At 46.5% G+C, this 20,232-nt stretch carries 14 protein-coding genes; 10 read left to right on the top strand and 4 right to left on the bottom strand.

Features of this window, described 5'->3' with window-relative positions:
• Positions 1–339: 339 nt before the first annotated feature.
• The 3 genes from CFT61_RS03430 to CFT61_RS03420 are packed head-to-tail and all read right to left on the bottom strand — an operon-like array spanning position 340 to position 3,812.
• The gene (locus tag CFT61_RS03430; RefSeq protein WP_089543082.1) at positions 340–1,098 is read right to left on the bottom strand and encodes a succinate dehydrogenase/fumarate reductase iron-sulfur subunit; all 759 of its coding nucleotides are present in this window, start codon (positions 1,096–1,098) and stop codon (positions 340–342) included.
• A gap of 15 nt (positions 1,099–1,113) precedes the next feature.
• Positions 1,114–3,096: a fumarate reductase/succinate dehydrogenase flavoprotein subunit gene (locus CFT61_RS03425; RefSeq protein WP_089543081.1), complete on the bottom strand. Its 1,983-nt coding sequence runs from the start codon at positions 3,094–3,096 to the stop codon at positions 1,114–1,116.
• Between the two features lie 32 nt (positions 3,097–3,128).
• On the bottom strand, positions 3,129–3,812 hold the full coding sequence (locus CFT61_RS03420) for a succinate dehydrogenase/fumarate reductase cytochrome b subunit (protein WP_089543080.1): 684 nt from the start codon (positions 3,810–3,812) through the stop codon (positions 3,129–3,131).
• A gap of 236 nt (positions 3,813–4,048) precedes the next feature.
• On the opposite strand from CFT61_RS03420, the gene mnmG reads away from it, so the two are divergent.
• The 6 genes from mnmG (at position 4,049) to deoC (ending at position 10,615) form a co-directional block, all read left to right on the top strand.
• Positions 4,049–5,920, top strand: coding sequence for a tRNA uridine-5-carboxymethylaminomethyl(34) synthesis enzyme MnmG (mnmG, locus tag CFT61_RS03415; RefSeq protein WP_089543079.1), 1,872 nt, complete (start codon positions 4,049–4,051; stop codon positions 5,918–5,920).
• 273 nt (positions 5,921–6,193) lie between these two features.
• Entirely contained in the window at positions 6,194–6,724 is a 531-nt protein-coding gene (locus CFT61_RS03410; protein WP_089543078.1) for an adenine phosphoribosyltransferase, read from the top strand.
• A gap of 114 nt (positions 6,725–6,838) precedes the next feature.
• A complete protein-coding gene (uvrC, locus tag CFT61_RS03405; RefSeq protein WP_089543077.1) occupies positions 6,839–8,686 on the top strand; it encodes an excinuclease ABC subunit UvrC in 1,848 nt (615 codons plus the stop codon).
• A 119-nt stretch (positions 8,687–8,805) separates the two neighbouring features.
• Positions 8,806–9,258 carry a D-aminoacyl-tRNA deacylase gene (dtd, locus tag CFT61_RS03400; RefSeq protein ID WP_089543076.1) on the top strand — a complete coding sequence of 151 codons (453 nt, stop codon included), beginning with the start codon at positions 8,806–8,808 and terminating at the stop codon, positions 9,256–9,258.
• A 4-nt stretch (positions 9,259–9,262) separates the two neighbouring features.
• Complete coding sequence (locus CFT61_RS03395; protein ID WP_089543075.1) at positions 9,263–9,613, top strand: nucleotide pyrophosphohydrolase; 351 nt, start codon at positions 9,263–9,265, stop codon at positions 9,611–9,613.
• 63 nt (positions 9,614–9,676) lie between these two features.
• Positions 9,677–10,615 (top strand): deoxyribose-phosphate aldolase, encoded by a 939-nt coding sequence (gene deoC / locus CFT61_RS03390; protein ID WP_089543074.1) that lies wholly within the window; start codon positions 9,677–9,679, stop codon positions 10,613–10,615.
• A 136-nt stretch (positions 10,616–10,751) separates the two neighbouring features.
• On the opposite strand, the gene CFT61_RS03385 is transcribed toward deoC, so the two are convergent.
• Positions 10,752–11,729: a polyprenyl synthetase family protein gene (locus CFT61_RS03385; RefSeq protein ID WP_089543073.1), complete on the bottom strand. Its 978-nt coding sequence runs from the start codon at positions 11,727–11,729 to the stop codon at positions 10,752–10,754.
• A gap of 86 nt (positions 11,730–11,815) precedes the next feature.
• On the opposite strand from CFT61_RS03385, the gene polA reads away from it, so the two are divergent.
• The 4 genes from polA to CFT61_RS03365 all read left to right on the top strand — a co-directional run bounded on the left by polA (position 11,816) and on the right by CFT61_RS03365 (position 20,226).
• Complete coding sequence (polA, locus tag CFT61_RS03380) at positions 11,816–14,578, top strand: DNA polymerase I (RefSeq protein ID WP_089543106.1); 2,763 nt, start codon at positions 11,816–11,818, stop codon at positions 14,576–14,578.
• Positions 14,579–14,887: 309 nt separating this feature from the next.
• Positions 14,888–15,574, top strand: a complete 687-nt coding sequence (locus tag CFT61_RS03375) for a hypothetical protein (protein WP_089543072.1) — start codon at positions 14,888–14,890, stop codon at positions 15,572–15,574.
• 15 nt (positions 15,575–15,589) lie between these two features.
• On the top strand, positions 15,590–17,662 hold the full coding sequence (locus CFT61_RS03370) for a WD40 repeat domain-containing protein (RefSeq protein ID WP_089543071.1): 2,073 nt from the start codon (positions 15,590–15,592) through the stop codon (positions 17,660–17,662).
• A 17-nt stretch (positions 17,663–17,679) separates the two neighbouring features.
• The gene (locus tag CFT61_RS03365) at positions 17,680–20,226 is read left to right on the top strand and encodes a caspase family protein (RefSeq protein WP_176425485.1); all 2,547 of its coding nucleotides are present in this window, start codon (positions 17,680–17,682) and stop codon (positions 20,224–20,226) included.
• Positions 20,227–20,232 lie beyond the last annotated feature (6 nt).

The following is a 20,232-nucleotide window of genomic DNA, read 5'->3' as shown; positions in this document are numbered from 1 at the left end:
ATGGCAAGGCAAAAATTAGAATGAGGCCTCCGCAGTAAAAAAGCCTACTCTCGTTTTTACTCTTCACCCTTCACCTTTTCGTCTGAAACCCCGATAAACACAGGGGATTCGAGAGGTGAAGAGTGGCGCTGACTCTTCACCACTCTTCACCACTCTTCACCTATCCCTATAAAAAGGTGAAGGGTGGGTGAAGAGTCACTTCAACTCTTCACCCACCCAACTACCTATCCTTCAATCGCTTACACTCAAAAGGTGAAGAGTGAAGGGTTTTTGAGAAAATTCTCTCGCATCCGTAAAGATGCAGAGAGAAAATTCCCGTGTCTCAAGAGAAACGGTGGATTAGTCAGCCAACTTAGCCTTCAAGAACTCACGGTTCAAGCGGGCGATGTTAGCGATAGACTCGTTTTTAGGACAAACAGCCTCGCAAGCACGAGTGTTTGTACAGTTACCGAATCCAAGCTCATCCATGCGTGCAATCATCTTCTTAGCACGGGTAGCAGCCTCTACACGACCCTGTGGGAGAAGTGCCAACTGGCTTACCTTTGAGCTGACGAAGAGCATGGCAGAACCATTCTTACATGCAGCAACACAAGCACCGCAACCGATACATGTAGCGCAATCCATTGCCTCGTCTGCATTCTCCTTAGGAATCAGGATAGCGTTGGCATCCTGAGCCTGACCTGTACGGATGCTGGTGTAACCACCTGCCTGGATGATCTTGTCGAATGCTGAACGGTCAACCATACAGTCCTTGATGATAGGGAAACCAGCAGAACGCCAAGGCTCAACGGTGATAACGTCACCATCGTTGAAACGACGCATGTAGAGCTGACATGTTGTAGCACCACGCTCAGTCTTACCATGAGGTGTACCATTAATATAGAGAGAGCACATACCGCAGATACCCTCGCGGCAGTCGTGGTCGAAGACGAAAGGCTCCTGACCTGACTCGATGAGCTCCTCGTTCAAGATGTCGAGCATCTCGAGGAATGAAGTATCATCTGGGATGTTCTTCATCTCGTGTGTATCGAAGTGACCCTGTGCTGTAGGACCGTCCTGCTTCCAATACTTAACTGTGAAACTTATATTTCTTGCCATTGTCTTGTTCGCTTTTTAATTCTTGTAATTTCTTGTCTGTACCTTAATTGCCTCATACTCGAGAGGTTCCTTGTTGAGCACTGGAGCAGTTGTATCGTTGCCCTGATACTCCCAGCAGCCTACGTAGAAGAAGTTCTCGTCATCACGCTTAGCCTCGCCTTCCTCTGTCTGGTACTCCTCACGGAAGTGACCACCACAGCTCTCGTTGCGGTGCAATGCATCGTAAGCGATCAACTCGCCCATCAAGATGAAGTCACGCAAGTGGATAGCCTTATCCAACTCTACGTTCAAGCCTTCCTTCTTGCCAGGGATGAAGAGGTTCTTGTTGAATTCCTCGCGGAGAGCCTTCATCTTCTTCAAGCCTTCCTCAAGACCTTCCTTGGTACGACCCATACCTACGTGCTCCCAAAGGATGTGACCCAACTCCTTGTGGATAGAATCTACAGAGCGCTTGCCCTGGATACCCATCAGGCGGTCGATTTCCTTCTGAACACCTGCCTCTGCCTCTGCGAACTCTGGGAGATCGGTAGAGAGCTTTGGCCACAATGCCTGGTCGGCCAAGTAGTTCTGGATGGTGTATGGCAATACGAAGTAACCGTCAGCCAAACCCTGCATCAAAGCAGATGCACCAAGACGGTTAGCACCGTGGTCAGAGAAGTTACACTCACCAATAGCGAAGAGACCTGGGATAGTGGTCATCAACTCGTAGTCAACCCAGATACCACCCATTGTATAGTGGATAGCAGGGAAGATCATCATTGGGTTGTAGTACTTCACGCCGTTAATCTCGTTAGCCAACTCACCTGGGTTAACGTCGGTAATCTCCTCATACATATCGAAGAGGTTGCCATAACGCTGAAGGATAACGTCGATACCGAGACGGTTGATAGACTCAGAGAAGTCGAGGAATACGGCAAGACCTGTGTTGTTGACACCGAAGCCCTTGTCGCAGCGCTCCTTAGCTGCACGAGAAGCCACGTCACGAGGAACCAGGTTACCGAATGCTGGGTAACGGCGCTCCAAGTAGTAGTCGCGGTCTTCCTCAGGAATATCAGAACCCTTCTTTGTACCTGCCTGCAATGCCTTGGCATCCTCAATCTTCTTAGGAACCCAGATACGACCATCGTTACGGAGTGACTCTGACATCAAAGTCAACTTACTCTGGTTTGTACCGTGAACAGGGATACATGTAGGGTGAATCTGAACATAAGATGGGTTAGCGAAGTCAGCACCCTTGCGGTAGCACTGGATAGCTGCTGTACAGTTACAACCCATAGCGTTTGTAGAAAGGAAGTAAGCGTTACCATAACCACCGGTAGCGATAACTACGGCGTTGGCAGAGAAACGCTCCAACTTACCTGTGATCAGATTCTTGGCGATGATACCACGAGCGTGACCGTCAACGATAACGATATCCTCCATCTCGTAACGGGTGAAGAGCTTTACCTTACCTGCCTCAACCATGCGGCTCAAAGAAGAGTAAGCACCGAGGAGGAGCTGCTGACCTGTCTGACCCTTAGCATAAAATGTACGAGATACCTGAGCACCACCGAAAGAACGGTTAGCCAACATACCACCGTACTCACGAGCGAAAGGAACGCCCTGAGCTACGCACTGGTCGATGATGTCGTTGCTCACTTCAGCCAAACGGTAAACGTTAGCCTCACGAGCACGGTAGTCACCACCCTTTACTGTATCGTAGAACAGACGGTAAACAGAGTCACCATCATTCTGATAATTCTTAGCTGCATTGATACCACCCTGTGCTGCGATAGAGTGAGCACGACGTGGAGAGTCCTGGATGCAGAAGTTCAAGATGTTGAAGCCCATCTCGCCAAGAGAAGCAGCTGCAGAAGCACCTGCCAAACCTGTACCTACGACGATAACGTCGAGCTTTAACTTATTCTTTGGGTTAACCAAACGCTGGTGAGCCTTATAGTTGGTCCACTTCTCAGCAACTGGTCCTTCAGGTATTCTAGAATTTAATGTTTTTGCCATAATCTTTTTTAATACTTAAATGATTACACGAATTATGCGCAGCACAAAGATGGAGCGCAACCGAAAGCGAATGCCAATACGACAACGATGAAGAGGAGAAGCAGGATGGTAGAGTAAATCATACCAATAGTCTTCCAACGGCAGAACCAAGTCTTACCGTTCCAACCGAGAGTCTGAATAGCACTCCAGAAACCGTGAGTGAGGTGGAACCAAAGAGCTACCAACCAGATGATGTAGAGAACTACGAACACTGGGTTAGCGAAGGTGTCCTGGATGAAAGCGAAGCCGTCTGCTGGGCTGTGACCGAAGCTTGTACCCAAAAGCTCAGCGAACATCATGTTGTACCAGAAGTTGAAGAGGTGAAGCAACAAACCGAGAACGATGATGATACCAAGCACCAACATGTTCTGGCTAGCCCACTCTACTTTCTCTGGCTTTGCTGTTACCTCGTAACGCTGGTTACCGCGAGCACGACGGTTCTGTGCTGTCAGGATGAAAGCGTAAACGATGTGACAAACTGCCAAAGCTGCCAAACCTAATGTTGCAACTACGGCGTACCAGTTAGCACCCAACAACTCGCAGATTGTGTTGTAAGCTTCTCCAGAGAAAAGCGCAACCACATTCATGCAACCGTGGAATGTCAAGAATAGAATAAGTGCGATACCAGTTACTGACATCACTACCTTTCTACCAATAGATGAATTGATTAACCACATAAATGATTGAATTTTAATTATTTAACTGTTTGAAACTAATTTATTATTTCCTTCATCTCGTACTTGCAATACCACTTTCAAGGCATTCTGCAATCCTCATTTATAGGTATATTTTCGCAAGTCTGCTGCAAAATTACTATATTTTAATGATTTATCAAAGTATTTTTGCTAAAATTTCAATTAAATTTCTTACTTTTGCCGAAAATTAGATAAAATATAGATTAGAAACAGAGATTATGAACTTCAATTATGACGTACTCGTTATCGGTGGAGGGCACGCCGGATGCGAGGCAGCAGCTGCCTCGGCAAACATGGGCGCTAACACCTGCTTGATAACGATGGACATGAACAAGATTGGTCAGATGAGTTGCAATCCTGCCATAGGCGGTATTGCCAAGGGACAGATTGTGCGAGAGATTGATGCACTGGGCGGACAGATGGGTATCGTCACCGACAAGACGGCTATCCAGTTCCGTATGCTTAATATAGGAAAGGGACCTGCCGTATGGAGTCCTCGTGCTCAATGCGACCGTGGCAAGTTCATCTGGGAATGGAGAACCATTCTCGACCATACCGACCATCTCGACATCTGGCAAGACCAGGCCGACGAGCTGCTCGTAGCAAACGGAGAGGCAATCGGCGTGCGCACCATCTGGGGCGCAGAATTCTATGCCAAGAGCATCATCATCACCGCCGGCACTTTCCTCAACGGACTGATGCACGTGGGAAGAAAGATGGTGGAAGGTGGAAGATGTGCAGAACCTGCCGTTCATCATTTCACGGAAAGCATCACCCGATGGGGAATCACATCGGCAAGAATGAAAACTGGAACTCCTGTCCGCATCGACAAGCGAAGCGTTCACTTCGAAGACATGGAGGAGCAACCGGGCGACATCGATTTCCATCAGTTCTCGTACATGGGCAACCACAGAGTTCTGAAACAGCTTCCTTGCTGGACATGCTACACAAACAGCAAGGTACACGAAATTCTGAAAAGCGGATTGGATGACTCACCTTTATATAATGGCCAAATCCAAAGCACAGGTCCCCGTTACTGTCCAAGCATCGAAACCAAGCTTGTCACCTTCCCCGACAAGGAACAGCACCCGCTCTTCCTGGAACCAGAAGGTGAAGACACCAATGAAATGTACCTGAACGGATTCTCATCCAGCATGCCGATGGATATCCAGCTGGATGCACTCCACGAAATCCCGGCATTGAGAGATGCAAAGATCTACCGACCAGGTTACGCCATCGAGTATGATTACTTCGACCCAACCCAGCTGAAGCATTCGCTGGAGTCGAAAATCATCAAGGGACTTTTCTTTGCCGGACAGGTAAACGGAACCACCGGTTACGAAGAAGCAGGAGGTCAGGGCACGGTTGCCGGAATCAACGCTGCACTTCATTGCGTGGGCGACAAGACGTTCGAGATGAAGCGAGACGAGAGTTACATCGGCGTACTCATCGATGACCTCACCACAAAGGGTGTAGATGAACCATACCGCATGTTCACCTCAAGAGCCGAGTACCGCATCCTGCTTCGTCAGGACGACGCCGATGCCCGACTCACGGAAAAAGCATACGAGCTCGGCATCGCCAAGCGCGACCGTTACGACTGGTGGATGGAGAAGAAAAATGCCATCGAAAGAATCATCGACTTCTGTGCCAACTATCCTATCAAGAAAGACGAGATCAATCCGAAGCTCGAAGCACTCGGCACTACTCCACTCCGCGCCGGCTGCAAGCTCATCGACCTCGTGGCTCGTCCGCATCTCAACCTTCAGAACCTGTCGGAAATCATCCCCGACCTGAAGGCAGCGATGGAAGCACCAGACAACCGGAAAGAAGAGATTGCCGAGGCGGCAGAAATCAAGATGAAGTACAAAGGATACATCGAGCGCGAGCGACTCATCGCCGACAAGATGCACCGTCTGGAGAACATCAGAATCAAGGGACGCTTCAACTACTCTGAGATTCTCGAAATCTCAACAGAAGGACGACAAAAGCTCGAGCGCATCGACCCTGACACGTTGGCTCAGGCAAGCCGAATTCCAGGTGTATCTCCAAGCGACATCAATGTACTGCTCGTCCTACTGGGAAGATAAGCAAAGATGCATTGCCCGTCTTACCAGGAAGACAAGCAGCAGAATTGGCGGTTTCAGCAAGAAAAACCTGCAAAACAAGGGATTCTCAGCAATGTTTCACGTGAAACCACTCTTGCATAAAGCATTTGATACCAAAGAGCTTAGAGCCTTTTGCATCAAGTAAATTGTGGTTAAAGCAAAACTTCAGTGTTTCCGTGGAACACAGCCGGTAAAAGCTGCCAAAACTCGAAGAAACAATAAAAAATATAGTATTAATTTATAGTATAAAAGACAATGAACAATCAGCTATTATTAGACAATCTGCGTTGCATTCCAGATTGGCCAATCAAGGGTGTAAACTTCCGCGATGTTAGTACCCTGTTTAAGAATCCAGAGTCTCTTAAAGAGATCTGCGATGAGATGTACGAGATCTACAAAGACAAAGGTATTACCAAGATTGTAGGCATCGAATCACGTGGTTTCGTGATGTCTTCTGCCCTTGCAATCCGTCTCGGCGCAGGCGTAGTTTTGTGCCGAAAGCCAGGTAAGCTTCCATGCAAAACCGTGCAGGAAAGCTATGCGAAAGAATACGGTATGGACACCATCGAAATCCACGAAGATGCCATCAACGAGAACGACATAATCCTCCTTCACGACGACCTTCTCGCTACCGGCGGAACCATGAAGGCAGCCTGCAATCTGGTGAAGAAATTCCACCCGAAGAAGGTGTATGCTAACTTTATCATCGAGCTCGTAAACGAGAATTTCGAAGGCAGAAAGAACTTCGATGAGGATGTAGAAGTATCTACGTTATTGCAGTTGTAAAGCATGAAAAATGCTTGATTAATACATATAATTCTGCAGCTATAAAGCATACGGGCGTTGCCGTTTCACGTGAAACAGCAACGCTCTTTTACCCTATTTTAACCCCATAAAGGTATGACGAAACAAGAAAATGAGGAAAGATTAGCTCGGTTAAAAAGCATCGTTTTAAGCATGCCGGAGAAACCGGGAAGCTATCAATATTACGACGAGAATCACACGATTATATATGTAGGAAAGGCGAAAAATCTGAAGAGAAGAGTATCTTCCTACTTCCATAAAGAGGTAGATAGATACAAGACAAAGGTACTTGTTTCTAAGATTTTCGACATTTCATACACCGTCGTAAACACCGAAGAAGATGCACTTTTGCTGGAAAACAGCCTTATTAAAAAGTATAATCCAAGGTATAATGTTTTGCTGAAAGACGGCAAGACCTACCCCTCTATATGCGTTACAAACGAGTATTTTCCCCGCATTTTCAAGACGAGACATATCAACAAAAAGGTGGGAACTTTCTTCGGTCCTTACCCTCATGTGGGCAGTATGTATGCCGTTCTGGAGGTCATCAAGAAGCTATATAAACCCCGTACTTGCAGGTTTCCTATCACCAAAGAAGGCGTGGCGGAAGGCAAATATAAGCCCTGCCTAGAGTACCATATTCACAACTGCGGTGCCCCTTGCATCAACAGACAGAGCTATGAGGAGTACCAGGAAAACATGCGCCAGGCGCGTGAAATTCTGAAGGGAAACACCCGGGAAGTAAGCAAATATCTCTATGATCTGATGATGAAAAATGCCGAACTTCTCCGCTTTGAAATAGCCGAAGAATACAAGAAGAAGTACCAGTTGCTGGATGATTTTGAGGCAAAAAGCGAGGTGGTAAGCCATACGATTACCGATGTGGATGTCTTCACAATCGTGAATGATGACACCAATAAGAACGCCTTCATCAACTATATTCACGTGAAAAACGGCACCATCAACCAGAGCTTTACCTACGAGTACAAGCGCAAGCTGGAGGAGAGCGACGAGGAACTTCTGATTACCGCCATACCGGAAATCAGGGAGCGTTTCCACTCCACTTCGAAGGAGATCATCGTACCTTTCGAGATGGAATGGAAGCTGAAAGACGCCACCTTCTTCGTGCCTCAGAGGGGCGACAAGAAGCACCTTCTGGAGCTGTCGGAAATGAACTGCAAGCAGTATAAATTCGACCGTTTGAAGCAGGCAGAAAAGCTCAATCCTGAACAGAAGCAAACCCGATTGATGAAGGAATTGCAGACGAAACTGAAGCTTCCAAAGATGCCTTATCAGATAGAATGCTTCGATAATTCCAATATATCGGGCACGGATGCCGTGGCTGGATGTATTGTATATAAAGGTATGAAACCATCCCGAAAAGACTACCGTAAATACAACATCAAGACGGTGGAAGGACCGGATGATTATGCTTCGATGCAGGAGGTGGTAAGACGCAGATACAGCCGCATGATAGAGGAAGAAACACCACTTCCAGACCTCATCATCACCGATGGTGGCAAGGGGCAGATGGAGGTGGTAAGAGAGGTGATAGAAGATGAACTGCACCTGGAAATCCCTATCGCAGGTCTTGCCAAGGACGACCGCCATCGCACCAACGAACTTCTCTACGGTTTTCCGCCACAAACCATCGCTCTACCACCGGAAAGCGAGCTTTTCAAGGTATTGACGCAGATACAGGACGAGGTACATAGATACGCCATCACCTTCCATCGCGACAAGCGAAGCAAGCACGCTCTCCATTCTGAGTTAGACGACATCAAAGGCATCGGTCCTAAGGCAAAAGAAGCGCTCCTGAGCAAGTTTAAGAGCGTGAAAAAGATAAAAGAAGCATCGCTGGAACAGCTTGCCGAGGTATTAGGCCCTCATAAAGCCGAAATTCTTGCGAAATATTTCACAGAAAAGAGCGAGAATATGAAATAAAAGTCGTATATTTGCAGTTGAAACTAAATAATAATAATAAAGATTGAACAGAACCCAGAATTCCACAAAATGCTATTCATAAAGTTCAATGTTCAACATTCAAAGTTCAAAGTAGTAATATGAGAATAGTAATACAACGTGTCGGCCATGCCTCTGTTACCATCGAAGGAGAAGTAAAATCAGCCATCAAACAAGGCTATCTTATCCTTCTTGGCATTGAGGAAAGCGACACATCTGAAGACGTAGATTGGTTGGTTAGAAAGGTCATAGGCCTTCGTGTTTTCGACGACGAGAATCACGTAATGAACCGCTCTATCATGGATGTAAACGGCGAGGTTCTGGTGATTAGCCAGTTCACCCTATTCGCCAGCTACAAGAAGGGTAATCGCCCTAGCTGGCTAAGAGCTGCCAAGCACGAAATCAGCATCCCACTCTATGAAGAGTTCTGCAAAAAGCTGTCCGATGCACTCGGAAAGCCTGTAGGAACAGGCGAATTTGGTGCCGACATGAAGGTAGAATTACTGAATGATGGTCCGGTTACCATCATGATGGATACCCATAATAAGGAATAAGAATATGACAATAAAAGAAGCACAGGAAGCAGTAGATAAGTGGATTAAGGAATATGGCGTTCGCTATTTCAGCGAACTTACCAATATGGCTTGTCTTACGGAAGAAGTAGGAGAACTGGCTCGTGTCATCGCCCGAACATACGGCGACCAGAGCTTCAAGAAAGGCGAAAAGCCTAACCTAGGAGAGGAAATGGCTGACGTTCTCTGGGTTCTCATCTGTCTGGCTAACCAAACGGGTATCGATCTTACCGAAGAGCTCCAGAAAAGCATCGACAAGAAGACCCAAAGGGATGCTGAAAGACATAAGAATAACCCGAAATTGAAGGATCATAATGATTCAAAATTGAAGGAGTAAAACCGAAATTTAAAGAATAATATAGATAACTCAACTTTAATAATTAAAAAAGTAACATTAAGTATGAGCAGCATTAAAGAACAGGTTCTTGCACAGCAGCAGGGACAATACAGCGAGTCAGACGATAAGTATTTATCTGTCTTGAAACAGTATAACTGCGACCTCAACGACGAGGAAGTAGCAGCAGAAGTAAAGAAGATTCTTGACGAGAAGGTAGCAGAAAACGAAACCATGGAGGTGAAGAAATTCCTCTTTGGCAGCATCGAACTTACATCTCTTCATACAGAAGATACAGAAGAAAGCATCCTGGCAATGATTGAGAAAGTAAATCAATTTGCCAAGGATTATCCTGAACTTCCTCACGTAGCAACCGTATGCACCTACCCTAACTTCGCAGGACTTATCAGTCAGAGTTTGGAAGTAGATGGCGTAGAAATCGCAGTAGTAAGTGGCAATTTCCCTTCATCTCAGACATTCATAGAGGTAAAGATTGCCGAGACAGCTATGGCTATCAAGGATGGCGCTACAGAGGTAGATATCGTTATGCCAGTCGGCAAATTCTTCAGCGAGGATTACGAAGGTCTCTGCGATGACATTCAGGAACTAAAGGCAACCTGCGGTGAGCACAAGATGAAGTGCATCCTGGAAACAGGCGATTTGAAGAACTGCAGCAATATTATGAAGGCTTCTATTCTTGCCATGTATGCAGGTTCTGATTACATCAAGACTTCTACAGGCAAGGAGAAGGTTTCAGCAACCCCTGAGGCTGCTTACGTGATGTGCCAGGCAATCAAGGCATATTATGAAAAGACTGGTATCCAGATTGGTTTCAAGCCAGCTGGCGGCATCAACACCGTTCACGACGCAGTGGTTTACTACACCATCGTGAAAGAAGTTTTGGGTGAAAAGTGGCTTACCAACGAGTGGTTGCGCCTTGGAACCTCACGTCTTACCAACCTTCTCTTGAGCGAGCTTGTAGGAAAGGAAATCAAGTACTTCTAAAAGGCTATAGTGTAAATCAAATCTTGACAAAGTAGATAGATAAAAAGATAAAGGGCTGATTCTCAACGAGAGAACCAGCCCTTATCTATAATGTATATAAAGTATTTTTAAATCAAAATTGCATAATAAAACGGCATTACGCCTTTCGTTCAATCACAAAATCCAAATAAGCCTTCAGCGCATTATAGATGCTCTTATCCTCCACATAGGTATCAAGGAAAGTCATCGCCTCGGCATGGAAATCCCACATACGCTTATCAGCGTATTCAATACCTCCGTTTTCCTTGGTAAATGCAACAAGCTGAACAATCTCTTCTCGCGATACCGTACGAGCCTTCACCTTTCGTGCAAGCTTCAGCATCTCCTCATCACCAGTAGATTTCAAGGCATAGATTACTGGAAGCGTAAGCTTACCCTCGGTCATGTCATTTCCGGTAGGTTTACCTATCTCCTTGGAGTCGTAATAATCAAAGATGTCATCACGAATCTGGAAGATAATACCCAGATTCTGACCGAATCGCTTCGCCTCTTCTATCTCTATGGCAGAAGCATGGGTTGACATTGCACCAATACCTGCACAAGCCTCAAAGAGAGCAGCTGTTTTCTGTTTGATTACCTGATAATATATCTCTTCTGAGATTTCATCATTACTAATACTGTTGAGCTGAAGTATCTCACCATTCGACAAGATACGACCCAATTCGGCCAGATTGCGTACGATTTCCTCGGAGTGTGAATAGGAAACATTAAGCAAAGCGGTAGAAAGAATATAGTCACCAACAAGCACGGCTACCTTATTGTTATAAGTAGCATTCACACTTGCCTGACCACGACGCTCGCCGCTTTCATCTACCACATCATCATGCACAAGAGAGGCGGTATGGAGCAACTCCAAACCGACTGCCGAATGCTGGGTAACCTCTGAAACCTTGCCGAAATTTCGCGCCATCAACAGGATGAGCATAGGGCGCATTCGTTTACCAGCGCGCTGACGGATATGGTCGAGCACCTGGGAAAGAAGGCCATCGCTATGCATCAAAGATTTGTTGAACAAATCAACAAAATCTGCCAATTCTGCCTCAATAGGCTGCTTAATAAGTGATAAATAGTCCATTAATTCTGAAATTTGATACAAAATTACGCATTTATTCTTGAAATATCGCATTTTTTTAGTAATTTTACACCATAAAAATGAATATTATGGATAAATTGTTCCTTTTAGACGCATATGCGCTCATTTATAGGTCGTATTATGCCTTTATGAAAGCCCCTCGAATCAATTCGAAGGGACTTAATACTTCGTGTGTAATGGGCTTCTGCAATACCCTCAACGAGATACTCACCAAGGAGAAGCCAACCCATATTGCGGTGGCTTTCGACCATGGCAAAACCTTCCGCCACGAGGCTTTTCCTGCGTATAAGGCACAGCGAGAAGAGACACCGGAAGACATCAAGCTCTCGGTACCTATCATCAAGAATATCCTGGAGGCTTATCATATTCCTATTCTTCAAGTGGATGGTTTCGAGGCGGATGATATCATTGGTACCGTTGCCTTGAAGGCAGGCGAGATGGGTATAGAAACCTATATGCTCACACCAGATAAGGATTATGCCCAGCTGGTAAGAGACAACGTCTTCATGTTCCGACCTCGCCATGGCGGTGGTTACGAGAAGTTGGGCATTGCCGAGATTGAAGAGAAATACAGCATCTCTTCCCCACTCCAGGTTATCGATCTTCTGGCATTGATGGGTGACTCTGCCGACAACTTCCCTGGATGTCCGGGTGTTGGAGAGAAGACAGCCATCAAACTCATCAACCAGTTTGGAAGCGTAGAGGGATTGATAGAAAATAGCGCCGAGGTGAAAGGCAAGCTCCGCGAGAAAGTGGAGAGTGCCATAGAGGACATCAAGATTTCGAAGTTCCTGGCAACCATCAGAACCGATGTACCGGTAGAGCTCAAGATGGAAGATTTAAAACTAGAAGAACCTGACAATGCCAAGCTGGATGAAATCTTCACCGATCTTGAGTTTAAGTCGTTCGCCAAGCGTGTTCTTAAAAAACCTCAAAAAGTGCAAACAAAGGCTACAGGAGAGCTTGATCTCTTTGGCGCACAGCAAGACGATGGGCAAGAAGAGGAAGAAAACACAAGTTTTGAGACCATTAAAACGGTTGCTCATACATACAAACTCATTGAAACAGAAGAAGATGCACAAAATCTCTTTGATTATTTAATTACAAAGCAAATTCTCTGTTTAGATACAGAGACCACTTCCACCTCCGCAGTAGATGCAGAATTGGTGGGATTGAGCTTTGCAGTAAAGGAGAAAGAGGCTTTCTACGTAGCAATTCCAGCGGAACGTGAAGAAGCCTTAAAATTCGTAAACATCTTCAAACCGCTCTACGAAAATCCGGAAATCCTGAAAGTAGGACAAAACATCAAGTACGATTACGAAGTGCTGATGAATTACGGAGTGGAGATACAGGGAAAGATGTTCGATACGATGATTGCTCATTATCTCATCCAGCCGGAGCTTTATCACAATATGGATTACCTCGCCGAGGTATATCTCAAATACCAGACGGTTCACATAGAAGAGTTGATAGGTCCTAAGGGAAAGAACCAGAAATCAATGCGCGACCTGTCTCCGACAGAAGTTTACGAGTATGCAGCAGAAGATGCTGACATCACCCTGCGCCTGAAGAATGTACTCGAACCAAAGCTCAAGGAGATAGAGTGCGAGGATTTATTCTGGAATGTAGAGATGCCGTTGGTGCCTGTTCTTGCCCACATGGAGATGAATGGCGTATGTATCGACACAGATACATTGAAGGAAACGTCTAATAATTTAACCAACCGACTCAATGAGATAGAACATCATATCTATGAGTTGGCAGGCGAGTCATTCAATATCGGTTCTCCACGTCAGGTAGGCGAGATTCTCTTCGGCAAGATGAAGATTGTGGAAAAGCCAAAGAAGACGAAGACCGGACAATATGTAACGAGCGAGGAAGTATTGCAGCAATTGCGCAGCAAGAGTCCAATCATCGATGAGATTCTGAACTACAGAGGATTAAAGAAACTGTTGGGAACCTACGTAGATGCCCTCCCTAAGCTCATCAATCCTCGTACAGGTCATATTCATGCTTCTTTCAACCAAACCATCACCGCTACGGGTCGCCTGTCATCCAGCGATCCAAACCTGCAGAATATCCCTGTGCGCGATGATGACGGAAAGGAGATAAGAAGATGCTTTATCCCAGAGCCGGGATGTCTGTTCTTTTCTGCAGATTACTCCCAGATAGAACTCCGCATCATGGCACACCTGAGCGAAGATCCTAATATGGTAGAGGCATTCCTGGAAGGATCAGACATCCACGCTACTACTGCAGCCAAGATCTGGCATGAAGACATCAAGGACGTAACCGATGCCCAGCGCAAGAAAGCAAAGACGGCCAACTTCGGTATCATCTACGGCATCACCACCTTCGGCCTTGCCCAGCGCATGAACATCGAGAACCGAGAGGCGAAGCAAATCATAGAAGATTACTTCCACACCTTCCCTGGCGTACATGCCTATATGGAGAAGTCGAAAGAGATAGCAAGGGAGAAAGGCTATGCCGAAACCCTCTTCCACCGTCGTCGCTACCTGCCAGATATCAACAGCAAGAACGGCACAGTAAGAGGTTTCGCAGAGCGCAATGCCATCAATGCCCCTATCCAGGGATCAGAAGCCGACATCATCAAGGTTGCTATGGTGAAGATCTTCAACCGCTTCAAAGCAGAAGACATCAAAAGCAAGATGATCATCCAGGTACACGATGAACTCAACTTCTCTGTTTATCCAGAGGAAAAAGAGAAGGTAGAGAAAATCGTGATAGAGGAAATGGAGAATGCCTATAAGCTCAAGGTTCCTCTGATTGCGGATGCCGGCTGGGGAAAGAACTGGCTGGAAGCGCATTAAAAAGAGCATCAGCTCTTTAGGAAAAGACTTAAAAAGAAAGAAGAAAGACTTCAAAGAACAACAAGAAGAAGCCTTTCCTAGCGTTCAAATAAACAAAAAATAGCTGCAAATGGTAAAAAACGAGCCATTTGCGGCTTTTTTTATAGGTTTATGAGATTCTTTTATTATTTTTTTGTATATTTGTAGCAGAAATCTATCAAGTATAGGTAAGGCAAGGAGAATTGAACCAAAATGAACCAACAGACATTGGCTTTTTTTCCCTACCTTTGCATAGAAAAAGAAACGATAATATAAAAAAAATCAAAGCTTATGAAACATCTATTTTTTCTTGTAGGTTTGCTTTGCCTGACGGCAGCACCTATCAGTTCATTTGCCCAGGCACAGAATGCTAAGGACTTAAGAAAAGAACGCTTGGAGATGCTCAAGGCATCTAAGTCTGAACTCAACGAGAAAGCATCAAAGGCTGCTAAGAAAGAAGCCAAGAAGCTTCAGAAAGAAGGCTGGCAGACAGCTCCTGGTGCACTCCCACTGGAAAAGCAGTTGGATAAGTCATACGCTATGCAGTATCAGTATGACGAATCCATGTACCCAATGTACATCATGGGTGAAGCCATGAGTATCGGTGAGAACTATGACGGCGCCAAGATGCAAGCCATGGAACTGGCCAAGCAGAACCTTGCAGCTCAGATTCAGACAGAAGTTTCAGGTCTTATCGACAACTCTGTAGCTACCCAGCAGCTTGCCATGGAAGAAGCAGTTACCGTTACCAAGAGTATCATGGCCAGCAAGAGCCTCATCGTACAGAGCATCGGCAGAACCATCACAGTCATGGAGTGCTACCGTACCTTGAAGAACAAGAACAAGGAAGTACTCGTCCGCATCGCATACAATGGAGCCATGGCTAAGGCTGCAGCCAAGAATGCCATCCGCCAGAGCCTCGAAAACGAGAGTGCGGAGCTGCACAAGAAGCTTGATAACGTATTGGGAACAAAATAATATTTGCAAAGTCACATGAAAAAGACTACATTGGCAATTGTTTGCCTGTTAGGATGCACTGCACTCAGCCTCTCTGCACAGGAGGCTGAGAAAAAGCAGCTGCACGAAATCAAGGTAAAATTCGATAAGGTACCAGATGGACTTGCCAACTACTACAGTGGCTACTACTACTACAATGGCAAGGAAATCTATAACATGCGTAACTACCTGATGTACACCGGTAATCGCATCAATGCACTTACCATCAACCCAAGCGGCAGTTCGTATGCCTTCATCGACAGCAAGAAAGACAAGAATACCGTAGATGTATTTAGTTTGATAACCAAGGATCAGCAATTGGGCAAGATTACGACCAACAAGCTGTTTAAGCCACTGGCTATCTGCTATTCACCAAACGCCAAGTTCCTCTACGTGATGGGATCTGATTCCAAAATCCACATCTTTGAAACCCGCAAGACCCGCGAGGTGAAGAGTTTCGCCATCAACGAACCAGCTACCCGCCTCGATGCAAGCCCTAACGGATTCTTCCTCATCGCCAGCACCAAGGATAAGCTTCAGATCATCAACCTGGAGAACGAAACCGTGCGCACGACCCTTCCGCTCAAGGCAGATTTCAAGGACGTAGCCTTCTCAAGCAACAGCAAGCAGATGGCAGTTCTCACAGCAGACGGAACCTGCGATGTATATGATACCAAGACTTTCACCGTGAGCAAGCACTTCGATGCCATGGGTATCGCTGAAAGATGCTTCTTCCACCCAGAAAACAAGTATCTGGCTATCGTAACAGGCGACCAGCGTGTGGCTTTCATCAACCTGCTCAATGAGGACGACCGCCAGTACGTGGATGCCAAGGAAGGCGGAATCAAGTACATCAACTTCTCAAAGAACGTGAAGAATGATATCTACTTGGTACACAACTATACCAGCGGAATCGTCTTTACCCCGGTAGGATTCCTGAGTCCTAACCGTCAGGAGAAGCTGAAGAATGAGTTGAACAGCCGCATGGATGAGTGGATGAAGCGTATGGAAGGCGAGAGCCTTGACGACTACAATGCCCGTGTGAACGAGGAATCAAGATTGAAGCAGATGCGCCTCTTCGAGTCACAGATTGCTACCAACATGGCAGATAATCTCCTCACCACATCCGACGTAAAGCTCGGTAACTATAACTCAGATATGAATATGTTGACCCTGGAATTCAACAACATGCCAAGCATCTACTTGACAGTACCTGTAAGCGAATTGGAAGGCATGGATGCAGGAAGCCTGGAATTCACCAATACCCAGTATGGATTGAACGACAAGGATGAGTTCGAGCTTGTATATACCGAGGTTATTAACAAGAAGACCGGTAAGAAATACGTGTTCGACAACACCGAGCGTAAGTCATTGGCATTCTTGGAGTCAGACGACAACTTCGTACCATTCGAGCAGCTTCAGGGTGCCAAGATGGAAGAGTTGAAGCTTGAGGAAATCAAGAACAAGATCATGAAGAATGCCCAGGAGCAGAACATCATCTCCGATCATACCAAGATTGATGTACACACCAAGGTAGCCAACGCCACCGATGCATCAGGTAAGAACATCTTCAACTATGATGTAGATGTATCTTATACTGTAGATGAGGAGTACTCTGCCAAGGATGACTTTGCACCAGGTCGCTTCAAGGTAGAAGAATCCAATGCCGCTCAGGCAATGCTCGCCATCGTGAAGAAGGCTTTGGAGGAAGATTTCGCCAAGTATACCGCAGAGGGCAAGCAGGTGAAGATCCAGATTACCGGTATGGCAGATGCCTTGCCATTCAGTCGCACTGTGGCATACGATGGCTGCTATGGCGACTTCGAGCAGGAACCAGTACACAAGAACGGCGAACTGAGCAATATCACCGTAACCAAATCTACCGGTATCGGCGAGAACGATCAGCTGGCTTACTTGCGTGCCATGGGTGTGAAGGATTATATCGAGAAGAATATCCCAGCACTCCAGAAGATGAAGACCTCTTATGATACTTATATCGAAGTATCTGAGAACAAGGGTGGAGAATACCGCCGAATCGGCGTGAAGTTCACCTTTATTGATGTATTCTAATATTGATGGATTCTATAATGAAGAAAGTATTTATTGCAATATCTATTTTACTCTTATCGTCGGGCAGCAAACTGGCTGCCCAGACGATAACTGACTCTAACGACGCCTACAGAGAGTTTGTTCAGCTCGCCAATAAGGACGAGGACAAATCCCAGATGTACGACGCGCTATATCGTTGCTATACGGCAACTTACGCCATCATTACCCACTCTGAGAAGACGAGTGCCGAATATTCACAGGCGATGGCCAACATGAAGAATATCATTGCTTTCCTGCCTAATGCCGCTGCCTATAACAGTAACAACCAGAGCACAGGAAACGCCATCAAGTTTGCACGCGCCTACGTGGATGTGGTCGGCTTATCCGACTTTGCCGATGGTGGTTACACCTCTCAAAATGCCTATTCACAGCTCTCTTACTTTGCGGCAGCCAATCTGGTAAACCGCCGCCAGTATGAGGAAGCTATTCCATACCTGCAAGCATATCTCCGTTCGGGTGACGAGAAGTACCGTAAATCGGTATTCGTCAACCTCATCAAGGCTTGCGCACAATCCAATAAATATCAGCTTGCCGTCATCACTCTCGAACAGGCATCTGATAACTATCCTACCGACTATGACATCATTTCGTCGGCAGTAAATCTGTGTATCGACCACAAGGATAATGCCAATCTCCAGAAGTTCGTAGGCAAGGGTCTTGCCCTCCGCCCAGACGATGAGACCCTTCTCAACATCCAGGGTAAACTCTATGAGGAAGGCCATCATTTCGAGCAGGCGCTCGATATCTACAAGAAACTGCAAGTAGCTCATCCAAAGGCTCTTGATGTATTGAAACACCTGGCTATCAACAACTATAACATAGGTGTGCAAAACTATAATCAGGCTTTGGAACTCAAGGAAAACGATCCTCACATCAAGGACCTGGAAAGCGTATATAAGGATTACTTCACCTATTCTATCGGTCACATCAAGAACATCATCATCAGCGACCCACTTTCGCTGAAATACACCCAGGCACTCGCCATCGCATACAAGTGTGTAGGTGATAAGGAAAACTTCAATATCATCAACAACAAGCTGGCTTCGCTCGGAGGCGGTAAGATCGAGTCGAACGTGATTCCTCAGCTCATCGAGTTCAATGGCGAGGTAAAGCCAACCATCGCTGCCGCTGCACCTCAGACACAGACACTAAGCAACGACCAGAGTGCTGCAGAGGAGAAGGGAATCCCAGCTTACTCTGCCTTTGCCATTCCATTCATCGAAAACCGCATCGACAAATGGCAGAAGAAGGACAGCTACGAGACACTGGATGAGTATCGCGCCCGTATGACCGAGAAGAACCGAGATGCCAAGATTGCCGAGATGCAGCGACTTGCGCAGCAGGAATACATCAGCAAGTACGAATCGAGAGTAAACCTGCGCCATCTGGAACTGAAGCCATACGATGCCGACCACGAGGTATTCCTGGTAACATCGCCTAATCTCGGCGAGATGATCGTACCGGTGCCAAGAGCCAACAACGAGGCACGCATCTTCGCTTCCAACTGGAACGGTATGCAGTTTAAGGATCCACAGTACTTCATCGACAAGGATCACCTGGCACTCGCCAAGCTTACCATCATCACCCCTTCGGGCAAGCAGTATCAGTACGACAACGCAGCAGCGCTCAACTATACCGCCACCAACGTAGAGGTACACTTCGACCCTATCACCGCCAATATGCTGGCATCCAACGAGAATGCAAACAAGCAGATGGTACAGCAGCAGAACGTGAAGTTGGGAACATCGGATGTGGATGAGAATATCCCTGAGAATCCAACCAGCAACACCAAGACCTTTGCCGTGGTCATCGCCAACCAGAACTACAGCAATGTAGCAGGCGTACCACTGGCTCTGAACGATGGTCTTGCCTTCTCCAAGTACTGCGAGAAGACACTGGGCATGCCGGCAGAAAACGTGCGTTACTATGCTGATGCCTCATACGGTACGATGCTCCGCGCTATGCGCGATATCAAGAATATCGCCAGCGCATTCAACGGCGACATCAACATCGTATTCTACTATGCCGGTCATGGTATTCCTAACGAATCTACGAAGGATGCCTACCTGCTTCCTACCGATGCCGACGGCACGCAGACAGAGGGTTGCTACTCTCTGAACAAGCTCTATGCCGAGTTGGGTTCTACCAAGGCAAAGGAGATTGTGGTGTTCCTGGATGCCTGCTTCAGCGGCTCGAAGCGCGAGGAAGGTATGCTGGCTTCTGCCCGTGGCGTAGCGCTGAAGGCTAAGCAGGAAGATCCACGTGGCAACATGGTGGTATTCAGTGCTGCATCGGGCGATGAAACTGCATTCCCATACTCAGCCAAGGGTCATGGCCTCTTCACCTACTATCTCCTGAAGAAACTCCAGGAAACCAAGGGTGATGTAAGCCTCGGCGAACTTGAAAGCTACATCTCTGAGAATGTGAAGCAGCAGTCAGTGGTTATCAACCGCAAGGTTCAGACTCCTACTGCCACTCCTTCTACCTCGCTTGCAGCAGGCTGGAAAGAGCTGAAACTGAAATAAGAATAA

This window comes from Segatella copri (assembly GCF_002224675.1).
GTDB lineage: Bacteria > Bacteroidota > Bacteroidia > Bacteroidales > Bacteroidaceae > Prevotella > Prevotella copri_U.
This window is presented reverse-complemented; position numbering and strand designations above follow the sequence as displayed.